Consider the following 22,948-nt stretch of genomic DNA (forward strand, 5'->3'; position numbering starts at 1 on the left):
GGCGTCCGCTTCCAGCTCGGTGTAGTCGAGGTAGCTCTGGCCGACCAGCCCGGCGTACGGGGCCCACCAGCCCGTGCCCGGCGGTATGGCCGCCGCCGCGGCCACGGCTTCCACCGCCTTCTCGTCGGTGACCCCGTACGCCGCCGCGAGCCGTTGCACGTCCTCGGCCGGCACCCGGTAGACCCCGCGCTCCAGGCGGGACAGGCGCGTGAAGTCCACTCCGGCCCGGCCTGAGGCTTCCCGCAGTTGCAGGCCAGCGTCCTCGCGCCAGCGCCGCAGCGCGGCCGCAACACGACGCACCTTGACCGTTGTTGTTGCGCGCTTCTGCGTCATGGACGCACCTTCCCACGTCACTGACGTGCGCTCCAGGGGAACTGATTTTCCCGGGGTCAAGAATCTTGTGCTCCTTGTTGCGGTCATGGAGCAACAAGGAGCACTCTAGGCGGGCGGTCGGTGAGTGCTCGTCAGAACCGGCACGCATGATCACGCTCTGTCGTGCCCACCCGCGGCCTGAAAGCCGAAGACCATGACCCTTGCGCGCCCCACCACCCACGCCACCGGCCTGCCGGCCTACACGGAAACCTTCCCGGCCCTCCCCGAATCGGTCCGCAAGGCCCGCCGCCTGGTCGCCCTAGCCGTTTCCACGTGGGGCCTGGAGTACCTCGCCGACGACGCCGCCCTCATTACGTCCGAGCTAGCGACCAACGCCGTTCAGCACACCCGGGTGGCGAACTTCCGCGTGACCGTTGTCCGCCTGCAGGCCGGCCGCGTACGGGTCGCCGTCATAGACACCCGCAAGGGCACCGTCCCCGAGCCACACCTCGCCGAGCCGGACGCCGAGCACGGCCGGGGTCTGGCCATCGTCGCGGCCCTGTCCCACACCACCGGCCAGGACCCCCTCAACTGGGGCAAGCGCATGTGGGCCGACATCGAGGACAAGGCACCCACCCCGGTAGACGACGAGTCCGGCCGGGACCTTTGACCGCCGCGCACGCCCCTCACCCCCTTCGGGGCGTGCACGGCCCAGACCCCCGCGAGCAAGAACTCGCGGGCCGTCTCATCCCGACGAGCATCGAGAGGAGGGAGCGACATGGACGACCGGGAGAACGCACAGGGTCCGGAGCACGTGACCGACCTGCCCGCCGTGATCGACCTGGGCGACGCTGCCACGCTGACGCAGGGCAGCAGTAGCAGCAGCGTCGAGGGCAAGCAGACGCCGTACAACTGACGCGCGGCGCGTCAGTTGATGTACCGGGCGGCGGTCTCCGCGAGGGGGCCGCCGCTTTGCGTTCCGCACCTCAAAAGAGGAGAGGAGAGCAGGATGCGTTGGTTTGGTGGGTGTGCGCCGGGCGGACCCGCGAGGGTGCCGGTCGGAGTGCGGCTGGTGTGGAGCGATCCGCTGCTGTGGACGGCTGGCTCGTGGCCGGAGCGGCTGGTGAAGTCGGTGGAGTCCCCGTCCGGGTTCCGGCTGGCCGTGTTCGGCCCGTGCTCCGCCGGCCCCGATGTGCTGGCGCAGGCGGCGAAGGCGCCGGACCTTGCGCGCGCGGTCGCCGGTTGGGCGGGGTGTTTCACCGCTGTGCGGGTCGACCCGTCCGGGACGGTGGAGGTGGTGACCGATTTAGCGGCGGCGCTGCCGCTGTATTCGGTTCGCACCGTGGACGGTCTGGTGTGGGGGTCGAGCGCGCTGGCGCTCTCGGCGCTGACCGGCGGACAGACGGATTCCGAGTGGGTGCGCTCGTTCCTGCTGGACCGACAGGCGCCGCTGCCGGCACGCAGCGCCTGGGCCGGGGTGCTGCCGGTACCCGCGGGATCGCGGCTGCGGCTGGGCCCGGGCGGGGCTGTGTCGGTGACGGCCTGGTGGTCGCCCTCGCGCCGCTCGTACGAGGCGGCGGTGCCGCTGGTGGCGAAGGCACTGGGCGAGGGAGTGCGGGCCCGGGTCGAGGGGGTGGCCGTCTCCAGCGATGTCGCGGGGATCGATTCCACCACCGTGGCCGTGCTCGCCGCACGGCACGGGCCGGTGCTCGGGCTGACGGCCCACCCCGAAGGCATCACGGACGGTGGTGACCTGCGGTACGCACGGGCACTGACGGTTCCGCAACTGGAGCACCTGCCGTTCCCCTTGCGCCGGGAGCACCTGCCGTTCAGCCCTGCCGGCCGGGCGCTGCCCGCGACGGACGAACCAGCCCCCTCGTCCGGGCTATGGGCCATGTTCTCCGAGCACCTGCTGACGGTCGCCTGGCGCGGCTCGGTATGCCACCTGACCGGCGACGGCGGCGACAACCTGTTCATGGCGCCGCCCGTGCACCTGGCGGACCTGGCCAGGCTGGGGCGGTTCTGGCGGCTGGGCCGAGACGCCCTGGCCTGGTCGCAACTGCGCCGGGAGAGTCCCTGGCCGCTGGTCGGGGCGGCCCTGACCGGGTCGGTGGCCCGCCTGTACCGGCCGTGGCTGGCGAAGCCGCCGTGGCTGACCGGTCCGGCCGACGAACCCCCGCCCACGCCCGGGGACGCGGACACGGTTCTCGTGGCAGACCTGCGGGGCGCCGCCCGGGCCGCGGTCGCGGACGCACAGCTGGCCGCCTCAGTGGGGGTGGAGCTGCACAACCCGTACTTCGACGGCCTGCTGCTGGACGCGGTGGTGTCGGTGCCGGCGTGGCACCGCTTCAGCGTGCGCCGCTACAAACCGCTGCTCGTCGACGCGATGGGCACGCTGTTGCCCGAAGCGCACCGGACGCGGGCGGCGAAGGGTGTGTTCGCCGGGGACTTCCATCGGGGGGTGCGGGCGAACCTGCCCGCCCTGCTCGCCCTGGCGGACGGACGCCTGGCCGGGCTGGGGCTCATCGATCCCGGTCCGCTACGGGCGGCGCTCCACGGTGTCGCGCTCGGGGCGAAGTCGGTGTGGCCGCCGCTGCTGGCCGCGCTGGCCGCCGAGATGTGGATGGCGGCGGTTGAGTCCGACAAGCCGGTGGCCTGGGTGCCAGCCGGGGAGGTGCAGCGATGAGCAAGGACCTGGTCGCGGTGGTGCTGCCCGCCGCGTGCGTGGTGATCGACTACCGCAGCGGACGCACGGAACTGCGGCCCGTGCTGCCCGGGGAACGTCATCTTCCCCAAGGGGCCGTGGTGGTAGAGCACCCGACACAAGCGCCGTCATGGGGCACCATCGAGGTGGCGGCGGCCCTCACCCCGGCGCCTGCGGCCCCGTGGGCGTGGCGGCTGGCCGCACTGCCCATGCTCCTCGCTACGGCCGCCGTGGCCGCCGCAGGGCCCCGGTCGGGGAAGTTCCACCGACTCGTTCGCCTGGGCTGCATCGGACGCCCCCTGCCCCCCGCCGGCCAGGCGCGGACGCAGGCGGCCGTACGGGCAGTGCGGTGGGCGTCACGGATGATGCCCGCCCGGTGGGCCTGCCTGGAACAGTCGGCCGCCGCGGCCGTGCTCCTCGCCGCAACCGGCGCCAGGGGCGAGTGGCGGCACGGGGTCGCTGGAGACCCGGTGCGCCTGCACGCATGGATCGTTGACCGGCAGGGGCGGCCGGTCGAAGAACCCGAGGACACCGCCCTGTACGCCGTCACCTACACACCCGATGGACCGGGCCCCGCTCGCCGGGGACCGGGAAGGAGGTCCGCATGAGTGAAGCGCAGGTGCTGCTGCGCGGGGACCGGCTCGGGCTGGGCCAGCCCCGCCGCGAGATGCTGCCCGAGTACCACCGTTGGGAGAACGACCCGGGCACGGTCCTGGGGTACGGCAACCAGTTCCCGCAGGCGTGGGAGACCCGCGAGGCCGGATGGGCTGGACAGCGCGGGAACCACAACTACCCACAGTTCGAGGTGATGCGGTTGGAAGACGCGGCGCCCGTGGGCATCACCACCCTGATGGTGAACACCTTCGTACGCACCGCCGAGTTCATCATCGTGCTGGCTCCGGAAGCGCGCGGGAAGGGGTACGCGACCGAAGCCACCCGGCTCACGCTCGACTGGGCGTTCCATCTCGGCGCGCTGCGGATGGTGTGGCTGAAGGTCCTCGAACCCAACACGGCCGGGATCGCCGCGTACGAGAAGGCGGGGTTCCAGCAGTCGGGCCGTATGCGACAGTCCGGGTTCTGGCTCGGCCGACCGGTGGACGAGCTGCTGATGGACGCCCTTCCCGAGGACTTCACCGGCCCCTCCGCCCTCGCATCACAGCTGCCCTGACCCCGGAGCACCCTCGCCGGTAGGTACTTCCACCGCAGGCCGGGGCGTCTGTACGTTGAATTGGTCAGGCGGTACCGAGAAGGAATGGACAAGGGGATGGCCATGAGCGGTGACATCGGCTGGGACGCGAATCGTGAGGACGTCGGCTGGGGCCTCGCACCCTGACCTCCCCCGGACATACGACGGCCCCGGAACCGGCATTGCCTGGTTCCGGGGCCGTCGTATGTCCGACCTGATGACGCTCCCGCACCCTGCGCGGCACGCCGCGCAGGGTGCTGTCAGCTGGCTTCGCGCAGGTGTGCCTGGCGGGTGGTGACCAGGGTGTGCCAGCGGTCCCGGACGGTGTGGTCGTCCTCGAGCCACCGGACGGGCGGCTGGGGCTGGGGGAGGCCCCCGAGGGCGGCGGCGATGTGGGCGTAGTAGGCGTAGCTGCCGGTGGTGGTCGACTCGCGGAGCTGGTCGGCGGTGGCGGCCAGGTCGTGGCGGTTGCCGAGGACGGCGTGGTGGAAGGCGAGGGCGACGTCCAGGGTGGGGCCCAGCCAGGTGAGTCCGGCGACGGTGAGTTCGGTGCGCAGGGTCTGGGCGCGGTCGGTGACGTCGGGGGATCCGGCGTCGCGGATGAGGGCTGCGATGTGGGTGATCAGGGTGGTGGCGCGCTGGGCGAGCCCGTCGAGGAGCTGGGTGGCGAGGGTGATCTCGTCGTCGGCGCGTGCGGGGTCGGTGAAGGCGACGGCAAGGGTGAGGCGGGCCTGGGTGATGGCCTGTTCTCCGGTGTTGCCGTGCCGTTCGGCTTCGGTGCGTGCGGTTTCGTAGGCGGTGATGGCCTGGTCGAGGTCGGCGTGGGCCCACCAGATGTCGCCCAGGACGCGCTGTTCACGGCCTTCGAAGCCCAGGCCCTGGGCGGCGGTGAGGGCGGTCGGGAAGTCTCCGTCGATGCGGGCGGCGTCGGCCAGGCCGCGGCGGGCGCGCAGGGCGAGCCGGCCGCCGCCGACGGCAACCTGCTGCATGCCCTGGCGGGAGGTCTCGTTGCGGCCGAGGTCCCGGTTGGCCTTGGCCCGGTAGTACTCGGCCATCTCGGCGAGTTCGTCGGGGAGCAGGCCGGTGGTCAGGATCGCGGTGAGGTGGTCGACGGTGCGTTCGCGGTGTTCGCGCTGGCGGCGGGCGAGGGTGGTCAGCAGCTCGGCCAGGGCGCCGGCGGGGGTGTCCAGGGACGGGCCGGCGGGGTGGCCGGGGCCGTGGGGGGTGGTGGTCTGGTCACGGGCGGGCGGGACGAGGGGTTCCCAGATGGCGTCGCTGTCGTAGGCGATGGCGGCGTCAGTGAGCCAGCCGAGGTCGCCGAAGTGGTGGTCGCGGGCCAGGCGCAGGCCCTGGCGCAGGCAGGCGACGAGAAGTGTGCGGCTGGTGGCCGGGGTGGGGGTGTTGCGCCACTGGTCGCCGAGGGCGGCGAGGGCGCGTTCGGCGGCGCGCTGCCAGTCGGTGGGGGTCCAGCCGTCGTCGGTGTGGTCGTCGGCGGTGCGCAGCGCGGAGCGGATCGCGCCGTGGAGGTGGTAGGGCCAGATCGCGTGGGGGTTCTCGGTCACCATGGGCCGCTCAGTGAGCCGGCGGGCCGGTGCCTGATGCGTCAAGCCGGCGGCGCGGGTGGCCAGTTCCAGGTCGAAGGCGTCCAGCAGGGACGCGGACCTGAGGACGTGCCGCTCTTCGGGGGTGAGGTCGGAGAGGGTGCGGGCGATCAGGGCGGGGAAGGTGTGGTCGAAGTCGGCCGGGGCGGGCGTTTGGCCGGCGCGTCGGATCTCCAGGAAGCGGGCGACGGCCAGGTCCAGGTGGAGCGGCAGGCCGTGTGAGCGCTGGGTGATCACGGTCCGGATGTCCGGGCCGATCAGGGGCTGTCCGTCGTGGGTGAGGCGGCGGGCGAGGTAGGTGTCGCAGTCCTGGGGGGAGAAGTCGCCGATGAGGATCTGGCGCCCCTGTCCGGGAGCGGGTCTGGCGGCGCGTGCGGCCGGGACGCTCGCGGTGGGCAGGGCCAGACCGGGCCAGGCGGTGGGGCCGGTGTAGTCGAGCTGTCCTTGCAGTCCCTCATCGGCCCACTGCAGGCGTGAGCGGCCGGTGATGACGAAGAGCACGTTCGGCATCAGCCACACCACCCGCTGGATCAGCTGCTCCAGGTCGCGGTGGGTGCGGTCCCCGACGTCCTCGAAGGTGTCCAGCAGGACAACGGGCACCGCCTTCTTGTCCGCGGGCAGTTGGTCGAGCTCCCAGGCCAGCAGGTGCGGATAGAAGCTGAGAGCCTCCAGATCCGGTTCGGCTTCCAGCAGGTCCCCCAGCCGGGCGCAGCCGGCCAGCGCCCGGACGGTCTGCCGGCGCTCGCGCAGCGCCTTCGTCAGGGAGCCGGTGAGCTGGCCGATGGCGGAGCCGACGGTGCCGGGCAGCAGCAGGGCCTGGGCGACGTCGGCGAGCGCGGACTGCATCTGCTGCGGCATGTGCTTGCCGAAACGGGCGGCCAGGCCGCCGCGGTTCAGGTACTCCTCCAGGCTCTCGCCGGGGTGCTGGGCTTCCCAGTAGCGCTTCAGGGCGAGGTCGAAGGCGGGCAGCGGGCGGCCCAGCTCGGAGAGGGCTGCGCGGATCGTGAGCACCAGGTCCTCGAACGAGGTGCCGGCCGAGCGGGAGAGGTCGATCCGTACGGGCAGGATCTTCTCGCCGGACCAGGTGGGCTCGCCCCACTGCGCGGGGCGCTGGTCTGCTGCGGTGAGCGCGGCCTCCAGCTTCCTGGACAGGGTCGTCTTGCCGACGCCGCCCACTCCGTGGAAGACGATCAGATTGTTGCGGGGAGCTTCCAGGTCCTCGACGTCGAATGCCTCGCTGGAGATCTTCCGCAGGTGCTCCTGGAGCGCCGAGGCGACCAGCTCCCACTGGCCCTGACGGTTGGTGAACGCCTCGGTGGCGTTGATGGGATCGTTGGAGCTGAACAGCGCACGAAGATCCATGGGCCCCCCAAGGTTGATCATGTGGGCGTCAACCTATGCCTACCCGGCCCCGGACGGCAGCCGCCCGCCGCACACAGACTTATATGAGCCGAGGACCGGCCGGTTCTCAGCCACTTCCACGCGCGCGGGCCGCAGGGGTCCGCCTTGCCGGGACGCCCGGAGGGCACCGACAATGATCCTTTTGCCCCTGCTCTCTTCCGGCCCGAGGCGGTTGACGTGAACGACAACGACCAGGCATCTTCCCCGAATCCGTCCCGCAACGAGCCTGCCACCGGCGGCGACTACGAGGCCGCCCTTGAGACGGTGGGACAGGTGATCGCCTGGTACAGCGCGCGGATCCTGGCCGAACGCCGCTCGGGTGCGCCGGATGCGCAGCTCCTGGAGAAGCTGATGTCCAAACGCCAGGCATGCCTGGAGGACCAGGAGAGGCTGGAGGGCGCGAGCGGTGAGGAGACCGCCCGGATCGCGGCCGCCTACGAAGCCCTGCTGGACGAGTTGGAGTCGGCTGAGGGGTGACGGCCGGCCGGGCCGGACTGTGCGGGCAGAGGCAGGGCGGCCGGGACGGCAGACGGGGGCAGACGCCGGGGCCGCAACTCCTGCGGCATCAGGGGCGCCGCCAGACGGCTGATGGCCCCAAGCTCGTCCCGGTACTGCGGCAGCACGGCCCGCAGCCGGCCCTGCGCGGCGAAGAACCGGGCCGCTTCGTCGGCGGTGTAGGGGCGTAACTGCCCTGCGGCCAGGGCTTGGGCGGCGCCGGGTGGCCGCAGCCAGGTCCCGCCGACGCGCTCGTTGCGGTGGACCGCATGGCCGTCCCGGCGCATCACCACCACCGAATCCACCGCCCCGCTCTTCTCCGCGGCCACCATCACCTCGGGGAGGATTGCGAAGGAGGCGTCGTGACGGTCCGCACGGGTGAGGCGGGCGGGTCTGCTTCCGTGCCGACTCACCTCCGCGTAGCGGGCGAGACTGCCCTGCCGGGAGTCCGCCGCGCGCACCGCCAGGACCACCAGCTCCACCCGGTAGCCCACCTGCCGGTACAGGGCCGCGCCGGTGAGGAACTCCCCGACGCTGTCGGCGGCGGTCTCGATAACCACGTTGCCGCGCCGCGCGCGCACGTCGGCTTCAGCCCGGGCCTGCCAGGCGCGGTAGTCCGCACGGATCCGCATCTCGGCGGTATGCGGCTCGGTCCGCAGCAGCTGCCAGGAGTCCGGGTGGGCCTCCATGAAGCGGGCCGCGCTGATCCGGAGGGGCCGCCCGGGCAGGGCCTGGCGGACCAGCCGGGCAGCGCGGGTCTTGCCGGCGCCGGGCTGGCCCACCACGTATACGGCGACCGGCCGCTGCTGCGGCGTGATGTGCAGGGACGGCGCGATCAGCTCGTCGTAGATCCACCGGTGTTCCTCGGCGGAGAGCCGGTGATAGTCCACCCCGGGCGCCTCCCGCCGCGGCTGGGCCACGCGTCTGACCGGCTCGGCCAGGGCAGCGGCACGCTCGGCGTCCCGCTGCACGGCCAGCCCCCAGTCCTCCGGCACGGTGCGGTGGGCGCGGCGGTCGGCCTCAGCCAGCCGGCGGCGAAACCGCCCGGTCTCCACGGCGCTCCACGGGCGGGCCCGTTCGGCGACAACCGCCTGCCCCGCCCCCGCCGGACGGCGCCAGTGCCCGGCCGCGGTCAGTTCGTTGTCGTACAGAGCGGGGCCAACCGCCGCGGTGCGCCCCACGACGACAACCCGCTCCGCCAGGCGCTCGGCCTCGCACGCATCCAACGAGGCCAGCATGCCTGCCGCGCACCGGTCGTGGTTCTCCCACGACACGTACCGGGCCCGGCCGGCCTCGGCCAGCCGCAGGTACCGGTCCAAGACCCCGAGCTGGCTCACCGCCTCCGGCACGGCCAGGGCGACGACCTCGACACGGTAGCCCGCCTGCCGGTACGCACCCGCTGACCGGCGGAACGCATCCGGGTCGGCCAGGGGCGTCTCCACCACCACGTCGTACCGTAACGCCCGCACCCGAGACTCGACCTCGGCCTGCCACCCGTACGTCTGCGGCCGCACCCTGACCCCGGCGGTACGCACGTCCTCCGCAAGGAAACCCCGGTAGTAGGGGTGGACGGCCTTGTACTCGTCGTGGTCCACCCGCACCGCCCCGCCCCGCTGGCCCAGCGCCGCGTGCACCATGTCCGCCACGAGTGACTTGCCGCTGCCCGGCTGTCCCGCGATGAACACCACCACGGGCCGCTGCTGAGGCACCGCGCCCCGCACGGCGCCCGGAAGCACCGTCGCCGTCAGTACCAACTGGGCCCAGTCGCTGGCCGGGTCTGCGCCTGGCTCCGGAGCCGGTATCGGCGGCAGGGGTTGGGACGGCGAGCTCACGTACTCCTCCATGGACAGATCACGGTGCGGGCTACGGGATGGGCAAGAACACTGGGGCGGCGGCCCGGGTATGGCCCGGTCCCTGGATGGATCTCGTCAGTCCTGTTGCAGCTGCTGGCGCAGGGCGTCGAGGGTGCGGCCGTCCGCAGTGCGCCAGAGCACCCAGCCGTTCGCCGGGCTCTGCGTGACGGCGGAGGCTGCCTTCGACGGCGAGGTGTACGGCATGGCATGACCTTCGACGACCAGTCGCCCGTCCGTCATCACCGTGGCCACCGCTTCCCGTCCCGCGCGCCGCTGCTGAAACGACAGCACGTCCCCGGCCTTCAGTAGCCCCTTCAGCAGCAGCTCGGCCAGCGGACCCTGCGGGGCCACCGCCCGCCCAGCACCAGAAGCGCCGGCGGTCGGTGTGCTGTCGGGCACGGCATCGAGGGCCAGGGTGATGTGGACGGTCTCGTCCGGCCCGGCCGCCGCCAGCCGGGCCACCAACGACGAGTCGAAATGCAGGCTCACGGTGGGCATCGAAGATCCTCTCGACAACACAATGCTTTCACTCCTGACCACTATATCTCAGAGTGGTCAGGAGTAGATGGCGTATCGCTTGCCTCAGATCCGTCCCCGCGCGCACGAGTGCGGCCGCCAACGGCTGCGACCGGCGCGGTCGGATAGGGCTGCTGGCCTGCTGTGCCGGTCTGCTGCACCGCCACGTGGGCAAGGCCATTCGTCGGGTGACGGTGGTGGGTGGTGTGAAGGACTGCCGGAGAGCGATGACACTCGCTGCCGGTGCGGGGCCGCTTCCCGCCTGGCGGGCCGCCGGGAAGAAAGTTCGGCCGCTGCTCCCGCCTGGCGGGACGTACGGCTGATCGCCCTTTTATTGCAGGTCAGGGCCGTGTGGCGTGGCCTGCATGATGGATATCGCGCTGATCACCGCCGGGCAGATGTACCGCTACTACCTGCGCCAGGTTCTCGTGGGCGACGGCCGCCGACCGTCCCGCAAGTCACTTCGGCAGGCGCAGCAGGACGCCGGCGTTCCGGCCGGGCGCTGGATGGGGCAGGGCCTGGCCGCCCTCGGTCTCGCGGTCGGTCAGGAGGTGACCGAGGCGCAGCTGCGCTCCTTGTTCGGCGAGGGCCGGCACCCGGACGCCGACCGGCTCGTGGCCGACCAGCTGGCAGCGGGGAAGAAGCCCGCGGCTGCGCGCCGGGCCGGTGCGCTCGGACGCAAGGTGAAGGTCACCGGCGCCGATCTCGTCTTCCGCCCGCAGGTGACCCTGCAACTGCTGTGGGCGCTCGGGGACGAGAAGACACGGAAGGCGATCGAGGCCGCGCACGAGCGGGCCATCACGGTGGTGCTCGCCTGGATCGAGGACGACGTCGCCGTCATCCGGTACAAGGCGGGCGGCACCGAACGCACCCGTCCCGCGCACGGCCTGGCCGCCGCGCGCTTCCGCCACTACGAGGCCCGATCGGGACGGCCACTTCTCCACGATCACGTCCTTCTGTCGCTGCGGGGCCTGCGCCCGGACGGTGTCTGGGGGGCGGTGCACTCCACGGCCCTGCTTGAGTCGGTCGTCGCCGCGTCCGCGCTCTACAACGAGGTCGTGATGATGGAGGCATGCGAGGCGCTGGGGCTGGCCTCCGAGCCCCGCACCGTCACCGCCGGGCGCCGCCCGGTCATGGAAGTCGCCGGCGTCCCTCACGAACTGATCCGTTGGACTGCCCGGCGCAGCGAGCAGATCGCCGCCTGCCTCACTGACCTGGAGCACGAGTACGTCACCGCCACCGACGACGACGGGAACCTGAAGTTCGCGCCCGTGGTCTCCGAGCGGGCACGGGCGAAGCTGAACCGGATCGCCGCCCGCAAGACCCGCCCCAACAAGCCGCGGGCCCGTTCTCTCGCGCAGTTGCGCGAGGACTGGCAGAGCAGTGCCCGCGCCTTCCTCGCCACCGGCGCCCACCTCATCGACTCCCTCCTCGAGCGCGCCCGCGCCGCAGCGGACGCGATCCGGGCCCGCGTCGCCGACGTGGTCGACGTCGCCCTGGCGGCCGTCGCCGTCACCGCCACGGTGTTCGTGATGAACAAGGACGGCTACTTCCACCGCCGCCACCTGCTCGCCGAAGCCCGCCGCCACCTCGCCCTCGTCCAGCGCGGCCACCGCCGCGAACCCGGCCTGGACGAAAAGATCGTGGACGCCGCGCTCGCCGAACACTGCACCGACATCACCGAGGCCCGCACCGAACGCGGCGAGGAGGCCGGCTACCGCCTCTACACCGCCCGCTGGGCACCCGCCGCCCCGCTGCCCTCCCGGACACCGGCCGCCGCCTCCGGCCGGGACCGCAAGCCGGCCCCCGACCCGGCCGCGCCCTTCCTGCCGATGGAGCCGGGGGAGTGGGACATCCCGCGCGTGCCGCTGGAACACGACCGCGCCGTCATCGCCGCCCGCGTCCTCACCGCCCGACTGCGCACCGCCCGCCGCACCGGCCGCCCCCTGTACGACGCGACCGCGCACCAGCCGTCGCCCAAGCAGCTGCTCCTCTTCACCCGGGAACAGCCGGCCGCGGCGAAGGCCGGTCCGGCGGTCGACCTCGCGGCCCTGCGCACCGACCTGGAGGCGCTGGGGCTGACCGCCGAACAGCTCGACTACGTCGGCCGCGCCGGGCAGCGGCTCGCCGCGCTGCGCAAGGACGCCAAAGAGCGTGCGGACCGGGTCGCCGCCGAGAGCGCATCGAGCGCGCAGGATGCACCCGCAGCGCACCGCCAGGGAGAGCAGCACGCACACCGTCAGCATCCGCACGAGCCCGGCCGAGGCCACGGTGCACCGCGTTGAGTGCATCCAGCGCGCACCGACGATGTCGTGCACTCCCGCGCGAGTGCACGACATCGCGGGGGAGTGCACAGCATCGCCTCGGGAGTGCACGGCATCGTCGGACGCGATGCAGAGCATCCACGCGCCGCGCACCCGGTGCGCGGTGCTGGACGAGACGATGCGCACCAGGAGCGCCGGCGGGCCCCGCGGATGCGCACGAGGTGCGCCGACGGAACGCCTGGAGGCGCACCGGCCGCATCGGGTGCGCGCACCGGCCCGCCCGGCAGGGCGCACCCGTGCGGCCGGAGTTCAGTGCCGCCTCGGTGTCATACGCGTGCCGAATTCGTGTGACCTGTCGCACTTTCGGGGGTAGGTCAAGGCGGCGGTCAAGGGGTCGTGTGATAGAGGGAGTCGGCCCCGATCCGGCAGTTCAGTGAGACACCGCGCACCCTGCCCGGCGGCACCGCGGACGATGGTGCGCGCACCATCCACCCCTCCATGCCGACCGGTGCGCTCCAACCGCAGCAGTGGTGCGGACCGCGGTGCGCACCACCCCGGATGGTGCGCACCAACCGCACTGGTGGTGCGCACCGGCCGGTGCGCACCCGTGCACCCGATGCGCACCGGGTGCGCGGTGGTGCGGTTACCGGTGCGTTCCGGGTGCGGAGTGCATCGCGTGGGCGAGCACCAGGTGCTCGTCGCGGATCGTCTCCAGGGTGGTGGCGGTGTCCCCGTGGGGGTTGTCGGCGTCGGGCATCCAGCGGGGGATTATGACGTCCTCGTCGTCGGGGGCGGGGAAGACGTTCACGACGAAGCGGATGATGCTGCGGGCGATGCCCAGGGCCCCGGTGGTGGGGGAGTCCTGTGCCCAGTCCCGCAGGGCGGAGAGCAGGATGCACCCGACCTCTTCCAGGGCGAAGGAGTCGGAGTGCGGATCGGATTCCTCGCCCACGGCCGCCATGGGCCAGATGACGTCCTCGGCCACCCGCAGCAGCAGGAAGGCCAGTTCCGGGTCGGCGTCCGCACGGCCGGCGACATTGGACCCGCCGCCCGTCTGCAGGGCGAGCAGGTAGTCGAAGGCGCGCTCGACCTGCTCCGGGGTGAGCGGCGTACGGGGCGGGATCAGGTACGGCATGAAGGTCTCCTCGACAGGACGGTCGCCGTGCCGGTCACGACGACGTCCTCAGCAGCATCAAGGGCCGGGCCTGTGGACAAGGGAGGAGAGCTCTCCCCCCTCTCTGGAAACGGACAAACCCCCCGGACAAGGGGGGCTAACGGACCCCCCTTGTCCGGTGCTGCACTCGACTGCGGTTCCGGCCGCTGACCCCCTTGACCAGGGACGCCGCACGGACGCGGACGCCGCGTTTCCCCTGGACATGCCTCGCTGCTGGCCACCGTTAGACCGCGGTCAAGGGGGCGTTCTGCACGCTCTCCTTCCACGGCCCCGGTGTGGGGCGATGAAGGAAGTGAAGGAGATACGACGATGGCGACGATCCAATGCCGTCCGGGAGCCGGCCCGCTGGCGCCAGCCCGGCCGTGCGCCGGGCTGGGCGCGGGCAAGCCTCGCGCCGGCTGGGCAAGCCGAAGTGGGCTCCTTGAGGGGGCACTTCGAGCCCTCCTTTGGAGCCCACTTGGGTGCCCGGCACCCACCCTGGAGGTAAATGCGCTGGTCAGCGCGCGAATCGGCGCGAAAAATGCAGCGTCACAACCCTCTTCTCCCCTCTTGTTGTCCGTATGGGAGGAGATCATCGGGTTCCGGGGGGCCCGGACGCCCTCCACGACCGGACAGGTCCGGCGTGCAGCCGACGGCTGGTCGCGCGTGACGAAGGAGTGGAGCTGATGGCAGGCAAGCGAGTGACCAACCCGGCGGGATCCTCGAACGACTTGCGCGGGGATGTGCTGCGCGTGCTCGGGGTGCTGAAGGTGGCCACGGCCGACCAGATCCAGCGGATCGCCTCACCGCACCTGACCTACCGGCACACGACCAAGCCGACCGCCTCCGAGCAGAAGACCGCCCGTACCGCCTCGCACGCGGGTGCGCTCTCCGATCTGCGCAAGCACGGTCTCGCCGAGAACGGCGGCACCAGCCGGGCGGGGGAGTCGCTGCGCAACCTGACCACCAAGGGCCTGGAGGCCGCCTCCTACGAGCTCGGGCGCCCGCTCACGGAGATGGGCTCCACCGCGCGCGGCGCGGGCTCCAGCGGGGCCACCCACCCCATGGCCGTCAACGAGACGGTCATCGCGATGCTCCGCCCGAAGCCCGACCTGAGGCTGCTCACCAACGAGCCGGCCGAAGCCAAGCTGGCCGCCCAGGCCGCCGTCGACTCGCCTCGGGGGATCGGCACCATCGCCTCGTACGCGACCGAGGTACCGCTGCCCGCCACCGGAACCTGGGGCGCGCCGGGCAAGGGCGGCGCCCAGGCGGACATCGTGCTCACCGCGGCGCAGGCCGGGATCCCGCTGTTGTTCATCGAGGTCGACAACTGCCACGAGACCGCCGAGGAGATCGCGGCGAAGCTCGCGAAGTACCACCGCTTCTTCAAGCGGCAGATCAAGGACACCGACGGCAAGGACAAGCCGATGTGGCGCACCCGCTGGCTGGCCTACGCCGACGAGGGGGAGACCCCGCACCCGCCCGTGCTGTTCGTCTTCAACCACATAGGCGCCCGCGACCCCAACCGGACCATCCCGCGCCTGCAAGAGCTCACCCGCCCCCTGTGGGCGGGACAGATGACCACCGGGGGCTACCACAGCTACGACAGGAAGATCCCCATCGTCGCGACCGGACTGCGGAACCTGCGCGAGCACGGCCCCAACGGTCCGGTGTTCCTCCGCTTCGGCCGAACCCAGATGCAGCCCCTGCGAGACGCGATCGGCAACCCGCGCCGGGACGCGGCCATCGCTCGCGAGCGGGAGGAGATGAAGGTCCGGCAGGAGGAGTACCAGGAGCAGCTGCGGCGCGCGACGGAGCAGAAGAGGGCCGAGCGTGAGGCCCGTCGTCCGGTCTGCGCCGGCTGCGCAACGAAGCTCGACGATGACCGCTGGAAGGCGGCTACGGACTACCCGAAGCCGGCACCGCGATGGCACCCGACGCTGTGCCGCCCGTGCGAGCAGAAGACGGTCGCGGCCGCGGACCAGGCCGAGCGCGACCGCCTGGAGGCGGAGGCCGCCGAGACCGCCGAGAAGGCCCGCGGCTGGCGCTCCCGCTTCCGCCCCGGGCAAGCCCCCTGATGTCCGTGGCCCCCGCTCGTGCGTAGTTCGCCACCGTGATTCGGGCGAGGGGCCACGGCTGACGGAGGTCCCGTTTCGGGTCCTCTTTGGAGTCCCGTTCCGGGTCCCCTTTGAGGTCCCGTTTCGGGTCCCGTTTCGGGTCCCGTTCCATTCACGCCGATGAGCACCAAACAGGCAGGTCACAGGCCACAAGAGGGGGTCGCAGGCACGCCGACTACTTCCTGTGGAGGGGTCCTGGGAAGTCCGTACCCGTACCGACGTCCGATGCGGTCAGCACGCGCTGCTGGCCGTGCTCTTCCGCCACGGCTCCGGTGGTGCGGCCCATGGGGCGAGCGGCGCAGGAGAGGGACACGGTGGTACAGCCGGACAACCCCGGCACGGGGGCGTTGCCGCGGCACGGTCTGGGGCGAGATCCTGGAAAGGGACGCCAAGGCGTCCTAACTCCGATCGGGAGGCGTGTCATGCCGAACCGGCGGCCCCGTGGATATCAGCCGCAGTGGAAGCCCCGCGCCCGTACGTGCGAGCTGCTGACGGCCGTGGACCGGGTCCTTGCGCGCTACGCGGCTCAGCTGCCACTCACAATCCGGCAGGTCTGGTACTCGCTGATCTCCGACGGCGTACTGGTCAAGGAAGAGCGCACCTACAAACAAACCGTGGAACTCCTCGGGATGGCCCGCCGCTCGGGCCGCATCCCGTGGGAGGCGTTGCGCGACGACACCGAGATCCGCGCCGAACCCGTCGCCTATGCCGGGCCCGAGGACTTCCGGGCCGGGCTGCGCCAGGCGGCGCTGGACTATCGGCTGGACCGGCAGACCGGGCAACCGGTGCGGCTTGAGATCGTCTGCGAGACCGCCGGGATGGTTCCCCAGCTTGTCGCCGTCGCCGACCCGTATAGCGTGCCCGTGTACTCGGGCAGCGGATTCAATGGGCTGCCGGCGAAACGGGGAGCAGCGCTGCGTGCGGCTGCTGACCGACACCGCACGGTGAGGGTTTTCGTCGTCTCCGACTGGGACCAGAGCGGGGTCCACCTGTTTTCCGCGCTGGCCGAGGATGTCACCGCGTTCGCTGCCGTGGACGCCCCGGGAACGGAGGTCGTCTTCGAGCGCCTGGCGGTGACCGAGCAGCAGATCGCCGACTACGGGCTGCCCACCGCGCCGCCGAAGGCCAGTGATCACCGCTCGTTCAGCGGCACCTCCACCACCCAGGCAGAGGCCCTGCCGCCCGACGTCCTCGCAGCCGTGCTGAAGGCCGCGATCACCTCCCACCGAGACGTGCCCGTCCTGGCAGCACTCCTTGAGCGTGAGGCAGACGAACGCCGCCGTCTCCTGGAGAACCTTGGATACGCCCCTGACGCCGACTGAGCCGGTGCGCCGGGTTCAGCTGGCCCAGTGTGTCGCTCGTCCGGTCCGGGTGTCTGCGAACGTTCCCGCCCGTCCCGTGGGCCTTGGTGTACTGGACTGTCAAAGCAAGGCGAAGCAGAGGAGTGGGGCGTTGGCCGGGAACAGCAGGGGTCGCACCGAGACGGGGGGCGGGTGCGCGTGAAGGACTGGAGCGACTTCGAGTGGGTGGTGTGGCGCCTCGAGGTCCGGGATCCTCAGCGGCTCGCGGGCGAGGAACCGGACCTGGACGAGCGCACGAAGGCGACGATGACGGAGCTGGCCGCCTCGCTGGGCTGCGTGTACGAGCTCTGCGTCGACTACGACTCCTACGACGACGACACCCCCTACTACGCGTGGTGGGTCCGCCTGCCCGCATCCGAGCACGCCCGCCTCGGCAAGGACGGCCTCCCGCTGGCCATCGGCCCGCTGCGCCAGTACCTGACCACCCAGCTTCCCGACGGTCTGAAGTGGGAGATCACGCCGGACCGCGAGCTGACGTACGACCACGCCAGCAGCATTGCCCTGCGGGCCGCCTACGACGATCTGATCGCCCCGTTCGAGCGCGCCCTGATGCCGCTGCGCCGGGACGGGGCCGACAAGCTTGATCCGCGGGCGAAAGTCTGGAAGTGGCAGAAGGATCTACTGGCCGGCACGTTCGACCTGTGGCTGTGCGACGACCCGGACCGCCCCCACACGTGGCTGGTGGTCACCGTCGGGCTGTGGACCGAACCGCAGTTCCTGGACCAAGAACCAGCCGCTCGCCTGGGCCACTTTGACTTCACCCCGCACCACCCGCTGCTCTTCCTGCCCCGCCCGCCGGCCCCAGCGACGTTCACCGCCCGCGTCACCTCTGGCTCCTTCCCCAGCAAAAGCAGCTCCAGGACGAAGGCCGCCGACGCCCTCGGGACAGCTCACCAGTGGAGCGCCAACGACCCCGTCGTCCTGGCGGAGCGGGTCGCCCGCGACGTCAAGCTGCTGTGGCCGCATCTCACCGGCCCGGGAATGTGCTGACGATGGCCTTGTACCCGGCTGGCCATCAGCTGCCCAGCTACGGGTGACCGGATCCCACAAGAGTTGCACGGGTCGGTCACGCCGCTGAGCTGTGGTTTGGCCGATGGCGGGAGACGGATCGGTCACGCAGATGCGGGTGACCGGTCACGTGCTCGGTCACCCGGTCGGGCAAGCCCAAGGCTTCCCTGGGCAAGCTCACCGGCGGGCAGGCTTGCCCAAGAGGCCGACAGCCACGACCGCCGAGAAGGCCCAAGGTTGCCGGGCCCGCTTCCGCCCCGGGCAAGCCCCCTGATGGCCGGGTAAGCCTCGCGTCGACGGCGTGGGCAAGCCCAAGGTGACCCTGGGCAAGCCCGCGTTGTCGGTGGTCGTCCATCGGGGGGCGGCCTGGGGCGGTCAGGCCGGTTGCGTCTGGAGGCCGGCGAGCGGGGACCGCCGCCCCTTGCCGACCGAACGCAGCTGCGCCCAGTCGACCTCAGGGTGTGCCCCGGGCAGGTCGTCGACGTGGCCGGCGGCGAACCGAGGGACGTCGACGGCCCCGGCCTTGCTCGCACCGAACTGGACGCGGCCCCAGGAGACGGGCGCGATCCAGCCCAGGCGGCGCATCCACTCGAAGTCCACCCGGCGTACGCCGAGCCTGGCGGCGGCCTGCTCCGGCCCGAGCGGCGCCTCGCGGTCCAGCAGCTCGGCAAGACCCTTCCGGGCGGCGACCTGGTCGACCTGGTCGGGGTTGAGGGAGCTGTACCGGCGATGGGCACTGAGGTCGAGCAGGAGGCCGAGCGCGACGAGGCGCTCCACCCCGTAGGTGGACACCGCCGGCGGCTGGCTGGGCTCGTTCGGCGTGCCCAGCGCTGCCGCGATCCGGTTCGCCGCCTCGTACGGTGAGATCGCCTCGCGGGGCATCGACGCCCGCACGGCCTCCGCGTCCATCGCCTCCACCACCGACCTCGACCACGCGAAGCCGCGGACATCCGGATCCGGGACCAGGCCCACGTGCCGCGCCCAGCGCAGCACCACGACTGTGGTGTGCAGGCGCTTCGCGGCCTGGGCCGCGTCGTATTCGGTTCGCTGTGCCATGGGATTCCTCGCTCTCGCTCGTTCGCCTTGAACAGGGCGAACAGAACATGACAGAACGCATGAAAGCCTGTCAATACGCTTTAAAATCAGGCAAGTTGGATCGACACGACTAAGACCGCGCCCACGTACGCGAGGGGAGATTCACTCTTTCGGAGCGCCGGATGCCCCCGGCGGCCGCGCCCTGTACGACCCGCGCCCGGGCGAGCGGGGCCGCTGGGACTGGTCCGGTCGACACACCCTGACCCGGGTACGGCGACGGGCCGCACGGAAGACTCCGTGCGGCCCGTCGCCGTCTGCTCCAGAAGGTCACCGGCTGAGGCGGGTGGCCGGCCCCCACGCGAACTCGAGGTCGTCCAGCAGAAGCTCCTCCAGCGACGCGTCCCATCGGGCGCGGAGGAGGAACGGGGCGGTCTCCATGCGCTCGCAGACGATCAGGCTTTCGGGCTGGCCGGCCAGCATGTACCGGCCGTGCGAGGCGGGCTTACTGCCGGGCCCGTACGCGCGCAGCAGCTCTTGAAGGCGGCCCCGGTGCCGGTCGGCGAACGCCTCCAGGCGCTGCACGTACCCGGCCCGCTCGTCCTCGCGTACGGCGCTGAGCGCCACGGTCAGGATCTCCTCCGACGCCTCGGAGCTGAGGAAGTCGCCCGGGTCGGCCAAGGCCCACGTGCACCGCTGCGCCGCCGCCAGGACCTCCGTCGCGTCCAGTGCCACGATGACGCCCATCAGGCCCACCTCATCCCGACCTTGGACAGCTGCTCCACCCGCTCCGGTGCCAGCGTGGCGGCCCGGCGGCGCTGGTTGTCGACCCACGTGCCGAGCTTCAGCGGTACGTCCTGCTGCGCCTGGCCGTCGCTGTCGAGGGTGATGGTCTCGACGTGCTTGCGGGGCACCACCAAGTGCCCCTCGCGCGCGAAGAACTGGGCGGCGGCGTTGAAGTGCATCGCCCACTTGTCCGCCTGGCTGGTGCGCGGCTTCGGCTTCTCGTCCTCGTCGGCACGCTCGATACCGAGGACCTGCTCGCACATCCACTGCTGCACCGCGGTGAGCTGGTCCCACCCGTGCCGGACCGAGGTGACCCACCGTCCGAGGTCCTCGCCCTGGCGCACGACCTCGCCCGCCTTGGTTGGCATACCTTCACCGCCGTCCAAGTGCAGCCGGACGAGGTGGAAGCAGCGCTGCCACGTCACCGGCCACACCGGGCACCACGAGGGGTCGATCTCCTCCAGCTGCTCGCGCCGCTCCCGCGTCATCGCCCCGGCCGACGACTCCACTGGCAGCCCCTCGGCACGCCGCTGCTCGATCTCCTGCGCCTTCCGCGCGGCGGCCCGCGCGTTCTTCAGCCAGATCCCCACTGCCGCGCCCTGGAAGGCGGCGTCCAGCGGCGCCAGGAGGTGGCCGTGCTCGGCGGCCCACCCGCGTGCGGCGGACAGCCCTTCCTGCCAGGCGACGTCGAAGTGGGACCAGACCATGCCGAGCTTCTCCAGCTGGGCGACGCGTTCCTCGTCCATGTCGCCGCGGCTGTAGAAGCGGCGGGCGTCGGCGGTCCACTGCCCGAGCGGGAAGTTCGCCAGAGAGGCCGGCCACCCCGCCTTCTCCGCGTCCTCGGCGGCCGGGACGCGGAACGTGAACGGGACGCGCAGGTCGCCGTGCGCGCGGGCGTAGATGACGGCGGCCTCCACCCCGCGCCGCCAGTGCTCGTGTTCCGGGTTGAGGACCCGCAGGTTGATGAACGCGGCGAGCGCGGCCGGGTCGCGGGGCGTGGAGAACTTCAGCAGGGCCTTGGCGGGTGCGCTGACGCCCCCGGAGCCGCTGCCGGTCCCGTTGCCGCTCTTGCCGCTGCCGCCCTCGCTGACGGGCTTGTAGCGGCTCGGGGCCTGCTGCTCCGCGAGGGTCTCCACGATCCGTGCGTCGTGGGCCCGGAGCGCTTCGAGGAGCTTGGCGAGGCCGCCGTACGCCCGGCTGGTGAGCATGTTGTCCGCTGTCTCGCCGGGGCCGAGCAGGATGGGCACCACCAGTGAGGCGACCTTGCCCTCGCCGGGCTGCATCCGCAGGGCCCGCCCCACGGCCTGGACGAGGTCGGGCATGGAGCCGCGTACATCCGCCCAGTAGACGGAGTCGCAGTTCTTGGTGTCGACGCCCTCGCCCAACACCTTCACGGACCCCAGGTAGCCCTTCTCCACGACGGTTCCGTCCGTGGCGATCCCCTCGGCGAACTCCGCGAGGACGCGGCGGCGGTGGAGCGGCTTGTGCTCGCCGCACAGCCAGTCCGCCCACACGGTGGCCGGGTACAGCTCGCGGTCGCTGGCGTGCAGCTGCGCGGCGACGTCGGGAAGGCCGGCCGCGAACGCTTCGGCCTCCTTCACCACGTGGTGGAAGACCAGCGTCCTTCGGAAGCCCTCCTCCGCGGACGCCTTCACCAGAGCGGTCTGCAGAGCGGCGAGCCGCGCCCCGCGGACTTCGGCCGAGCGGCTCTCGGCGCCCAGGAGCTGCGCGGCCTGGAGCTGGGTGTCGGTGACGTCCACGCATACGACCTGGTAGGGGGCACAGATGCCCCTGTCGATGGCATCTGAAAGCGACAAGGTGAAGCACCGGCTGCCGAACGGGCCGTCCGGGTCGTCATCCATGCTCGCGACCAGCTCGCCCGGCGAGCCTGCCTCGTCCTCGTCTCCGAGCTGCCACATCCGGGGCGTGGCCGTCATGTACAGCCGGCGCAGCGAGGGGATGCGGGTGTTGTCGTGGATGACCGCCCACGGCTTTCCGATCCGGCCCGAAACGCGGTGCGCTTCGTCCACGACGATGAGGTCCCAAGCCGCCAAGCCCCCGGCGTGCGCCCGCTCCAGCGTGCCCAGTCCAAGGCTTGCGTACGTGGCGTACACGGTGACCTTCTCCAGGCCCCGCGTCCACTCCACCAGCTCGTCCACGTCCGTGGTGTTGGGGAAGGAGACATCCTCACCCCGCAGGGAGGACACCCCGATCATCGGGCCCCGGCGGCCTCCCTCGCGCCACGCGATCTCGGTCTGCGCCAGGAGGTCCAGAGACGGTACGAGGACCAGCACACGGCCCGCGTGGAGCTCCTCCGCGCTGCGGACCGCCACCCGGGTTTTCCCGGCCCCGGTCGCCATGATCACTTGCGTTCGAAGCCCTCGTTCGGGCACAAGTGATCTTGCAGGCAATTCGAGGGCAGCGAGGACCGCGTCAATGGCTTCTCGCTGGGCGGTTTCGCGGTGGTCAGTGCGGCTTGTGGTCGACATATCCGCCTGCTTCCTCCTGGGTGCCATACGGTCGATCCGAGCGGCGAAGAACGGGAAACCTGCACTTAGATTCGGTGCGAGGTCTACGATTGGACTGGCGCTGATGTCTGGCTGACTTGATTCGCCGGAGCATCAGCGAGGCCGTACAGCGGATCTCGATAAGCTTCCAGAGCACTCCGAGCCGGTGTGCTCTGAGTCCAGAGTCTATCTCCATACTCAAAAAGACGCACACGGATTGCCGAGATTCCTCCTAACGTGGCGTGAAGCTGTTACTCTGGTCTTATTGCAAGCCAAGCAAGGCCCCTGACGGCCTCTCAATCCGGCTCTTTCCTCTGGAAGGCTGGCCCCCATGCTCCTGCTCCCTCCCCGACGACCCGTCACCCCCTTTCCCCTTGCTGCCGCTTGTGCCTCACTCCCTCCGGCCGGGTGGTTGCCGTACTGCCTGCCTGGTCTACGCCCGTGCGGAGCGCGGGCGGTGGCTGGAGCGGAGCGGAGGCCACGGGTCGGCCGGAGGCCGGCCCCCGGGGGGCCGAAGGCGTCCCGGCCTCACTCCAGTTGGCGGGCTCGCGGAGCGAACCGCCTCCGCTCACGCGGAGCGGGAGCGGAGGGAGGGGCGGAGCCCCGACCGCTCGCTGTCCAGGGCGGAGCCCTGGGGGACCCGCTCCGCGGG

At 71.6% G+C, this 22,948-nt stretch carries 18 protein-coding genes; 10 read left to right on the top strand and 8 right to left on the bottom strand.

Annotated elements, in window-relative coordinates:
* On the bottom strand, positions 1 to 333 hold a 333-nt coding region (locus IE185_RS31865; protein WP_189716484.1), incomplete at its 3' end, for a helix-turn-helix domain-containing protein.
* A 193-nt stretch (positions 334 to 526) separates the two neighbouring features.
* On the opposite strand from IE185_RS31865, the gene IE185_RS31870 reads away from it, so the two are divergent.
* From IE185_RS31870 to IE185_RS31890, 5 genes are all read left to right on the top strand, one after another.
* Positions 527 to 982, top strand: coding sequence for an ATP-binding protein (locus tag IE185_RS31870; protein WP_138894537.1), 456 nt, complete (start codon positions 527 to 529; stop codon positions 980 to 982).
* 108 nt (positions 983 to 1,090) lie between these two features.
* The gene (locus IE185_RS31875; RefSeq protein WP_138894536.1) at positions 1,091 to 1,228 is read left to right on the top strand and encodes an albusnodin family lasso peptide; all 138 of its coding nucleotides are present in this window, start codon (positions 1,091 to 1,093) and stop codon (positions 1,226 to 1,228) included.
* A gap of 93 nt (positions 1,229 to 1,321) precedes the next feature.
* Positions 1,322 to 2,998 carry an albusnodin/ikarugamycin family macrolactam cyclase gene (locus tag IE185_RS31880; protein ID WP_268246689.1) on the top strand — a complete coding sequence of 559 codons (1,677 nt, stop codon included), beginning with the start codon at positions 1,322 to 1,324 and terminating at the stop codon, positions 2,996 to 2,998.
* Positions 2,995 to 3,624 (top strand): lasso peptide biosynthesis B2 protein, encoded by a 630-nt coding sequence (locus IE185_RS31885; protein WP_138894534.1) that lies wholly within the window; start codon positions 2,995 to 2,997, stop codon positions 3,622 to 3,624. The genes IE185_RS31880 and IE185_RS31885 overlap by 4 nt, the downstream gene beginning before the upstream one ends.
* On the top strand, positions 3,621 to 4,184 hold the full coding sequence (locus IE185_RS31890) for a GNAT family N-acetyltransferase (protein WP_138894533.1): 564 nt from the start codon (positions 3,621 to 3,623) through the stop codon (positions 4,182 to 4,184). The genes IE185_RS31885 and IE185_RS31890 overlap by 4 nt, the downstream gene beginning before the upstream one ends.
* Before the next feature lie 278 nt (positions 4,185 to 4,462).
* Here the strand turns inward: IE185_RS31890 and IE185_RS31895 are convergent, their stop codons facing one another.
* Entirely contained in the window at positions 4,463 to 7,165 is a 2,703-nt protein-coding gene (locus tag IE185_RS31895; RefSeq protein WP_138894532.1) for an ATP/GTP-binding protein, read from the bottom strand.
* A 216-nt stretch (positions 7,166 to 7,381) separates the two neighbouring features.
* Here IE185_RS31895 and IE185_RS31900 point away from each other — a divergent pair, with 216 nt between their 5' ends.
* The gene (locus IE185_RS31900) at positions 7,382 to 7,681 is read left to right on the top strand and encodes a hypothetical protein (protein ID WP_138894531.1); all 300 of its coding nucleotides are present in this window, start codon (positions 7,382 to 7,384) and stop codon (positions 7,679 to 7,681) included.
* Here IE185_RS31900 and IE185_RS31905 read toward each other — a convergent pair.
* Positions 7,639 to 9,531: a zeta toxin family protein gene (locus IE185_RS31905; RefSeq protein ID WP_229843827.1), complete on the bottom strand. Its 1,893-nt coding sequence runs from the start codon at positions 9,529 to 9,531 to the stop codon at positions 7,639 to 7,641. The genes IE185_RS31900 and IE185_RS31905 overlap by 43 nt on opposite strands.
* A 96-nt stretch (positions 9,532 to 9,627) precedes the next feature.
* Entirely contained in the window at positions 9,628 to 10,050 is a 423-nt protein-coding gene (locus tag IE185_RS31910; RefSeq protein WP_138894529.1) for a DUF4357 domain-containing protein, read from the bottom strand.
* 383 nt (positions 10,051 to 10,433) lie between these two features.
* Here IE185_RS31910 and mobF point away from each other — a divergent pair, with 383 nt between their 5' ends.
* On the top strand, positions 10,434 to 12,353 hold the full coding sequence (gene mobF, locus IE185_RS31915) for a MobF family relaxase (RefSeq protein WP_138894528.1): 1,920 nt from the start codon (positions 10,434 to 10,436) through the stop codon (positions 12,351 to 12,353).
* A 622-nt stretch (positions 12,354 to 12,975) separates the two neighbouring features.
* On the opposite strand, the gene IE185_RS31920 is transcribed toward mobF, so the two are convergent.
* Positions 12,976 to 13,467, bottom strand: a complete 492-nt coding sequence (locus IE185_RS31920; protein ID WP_138894527.1) for a hypothetical protein — start codon at positions 13,465 to 13,467, stop codon at positions 12,976 to 12,978.
* A gap of 704 nt (positions 13,468 to 14,171) precedes the next feature.
* On the opposite strand from IE185_RS31920, the gene IE185_RS31925 reads away from it, so the two are divergent.
* From IE185_RS31925 to IE185_RS31935, 3 genes are all read left to right on the top strand, one after another.
* On the top strand, positions 14,172 to 15,563 hold the full coding sequence (locus IE185_RS31925) for a replication-relaxation family protein (protein ID WP_138894526.1): 1,392 nt from the start codon (positions 14,172 to 14,174) through the stop codon (positions 15,561 to 15,563).
* A gap of 536 nt (positions 15,564 to 16,099) precedes the next feature.
* On the top strand, positions 16,100 to 16,924 hold the full coding sequence (locus tag IE185_RS31930) for a hypothetical protein (RefSeq protein WP_189716486.1): 825 nt from the start codon (positions 16,100 to 16,102) through the stop codon (positions 16,922 to 16,924).
* Positions 16,925 to 17,101: 177 nt separating this feature from the next.
* Positions 17,102 to 17,953, top strand: a complete 852-nt coding sequence (locus IE185_RS31935) for a hypothetical protein (protein ID WP_138894524.1) — start codon at positions 17,102 to 17,104, stop codon at positions 17,951 to 17,953.
* A gap of 393 nt (positions 17,954 to 18,346) precedes the next feature.
* On the opposite strand, the gene IE185_RS31940 is transcribed toward IE185_RS31935, so the two are convergent.
* From IE185_RS31940 to IE185_RS31950, 3 genes are all read right to left on the bottom strand, one after another.
* Positions 18,347 to 19,027: a hypothetical protein gene (locus IE185_RS31940; protein ID WP_189716488.1), complete on the bottom strand. Its 681-nt coding sequence runs from the start codon at positions 19,025 to 19,027 to the stop codon at positions 18,347 to 18,349.
* Between the two features lie 306 nt (positions 19,028 to 19,333).
* Positions 19,334 to 19,750, bottom strand: coding sequence for a hypothetical protein (locus IE185_RS31945; protein WP_138894523.1), 417 nt, complete (start codon positions 19,748 to 19,750; stop codon positions 19,334 to 19,336).
* Entirely contained in the window at positions 19,750 to 22,305 is a 2,556-nt protein-coding gene (locus IE185_RS31950; protein WP_444545115.1) for a helicase associated domain-containing protein, read from the bottom strand. The genes IE185_RS31945 and IE185_RS31950 overlap by 1 nt, the downstream gene beginning before the upstream one ends.
* Positions 22,306 to 22,948 lie beyond the last annotated feature (643 nt).

Origin of the sequence: Streptomyces chryseus, from assembly GCF_014650755.1 — a bacterium.
GTDB lineage: Bacteria > Actinomycetota > Actinomycetes > Streptomycetales > Streptomycetaceae > Streptomyces > Streptomyces chryseus.

What these genes read in the sequence shown, in the direction of transcription:
- IE185_RS31870 (WP_138894537.1), top strand. Translation starts at nt 527, where the DNA reads ATGACCCTTGCGCGCCCCACCACCCACGCCACCGGCCTGCCGGCCTAC.
- IE185_RS31875 (WP_138894536.1), top strand. Translation starts at nt 1,091, where the DNA reads ATGGACGACCGGGAGAACGCACAGGGTCCGGAGCACGTGACCGACCTG.
- IE185_RS31880 (WP_268246689.1), top strand. Translation starts at nt 1,322, where the DNA reads ATGCGTTGGTTTGGTGGGTGTGCGCCGGGCGGACCCGCGAGGGTGCCG.
- IE185_RS31885 (WP_138894534.1), top strand. Translation starts at nt 2,995, where the DNA reads ATGAGCAAGGACCTGGTCGCGGTGGTGCTGCCCGCCGCGTGCGTGGTG.
- IE185_RS31890 (WP_138894533.1), top strand. Translation starts at nt 3,621, where the DNA reads ATGAGTGAAGCGCAGGTGCTGCTGCGCGGGGACCGGCTCGGGCTGGGC.
- IE185_RS31895 (WP_138894532.1), bottom strand. Translation starts at nt 7,165, where the DNA reads ATGGATCTTCGTGCGCTGTTCAGCTCCAACGATCCCATCAACGCCACC.
- IE185_RS31910 (WP_138894529.1), bottom strand. Translation starts at nt 10,050, where the DNA reads ATGCCCACCGTGAGCCTGCATTTCGACTCGTCGTTGGTGGCCCGGCTG.
- mobF (WP_138894528.1), top strand. Translation starts at nt 10,434, where the DNA reads ATGATGGATATCGCGCTGATCACCGCCGGGCAGATGTACCGCTACTAC.
- IE185_RS31920 (WP_138894527.1), bottom strand. Translation starts at nt 13,467, where the DNA reads ATGCCGTACCTGATCCCGCCCCGTACGCCGCTCACCCCGGAGCAGGTC.
- IE185_RS31925 (WP_138894526.1), top strand. Translation starts at nt 14,172, where the DNA reads ATGGCAGGCAAGCGAGTGACCAACCCGGCGGGATCCTCGAACGACTTG.
- IE185_RS31940 (WP_189716488.1), bottom strand. Translation starts at nt 19,027, where the DNA reads ATGGCACAGCGAACCGAATACGACGCGGCCCAGGCCGCGAAGCGCCTG.
- IE185_RS31945 (WP_138894523.1), bottom strand. Translation starts at nt 19,750, where the DNA reads ATGGGCGTCATCGTGGCACTGGACGCGACGGAGGTCCTGGCGGCGGCG.
- IE185_RS31950 (WP_444545115.1), bottom strand. Translation starts at nt 22,305, where the DNA reads ATGGCACCCAGGAGGAAGCAGGCGGATATGTCGACCACAAGCCGCACT.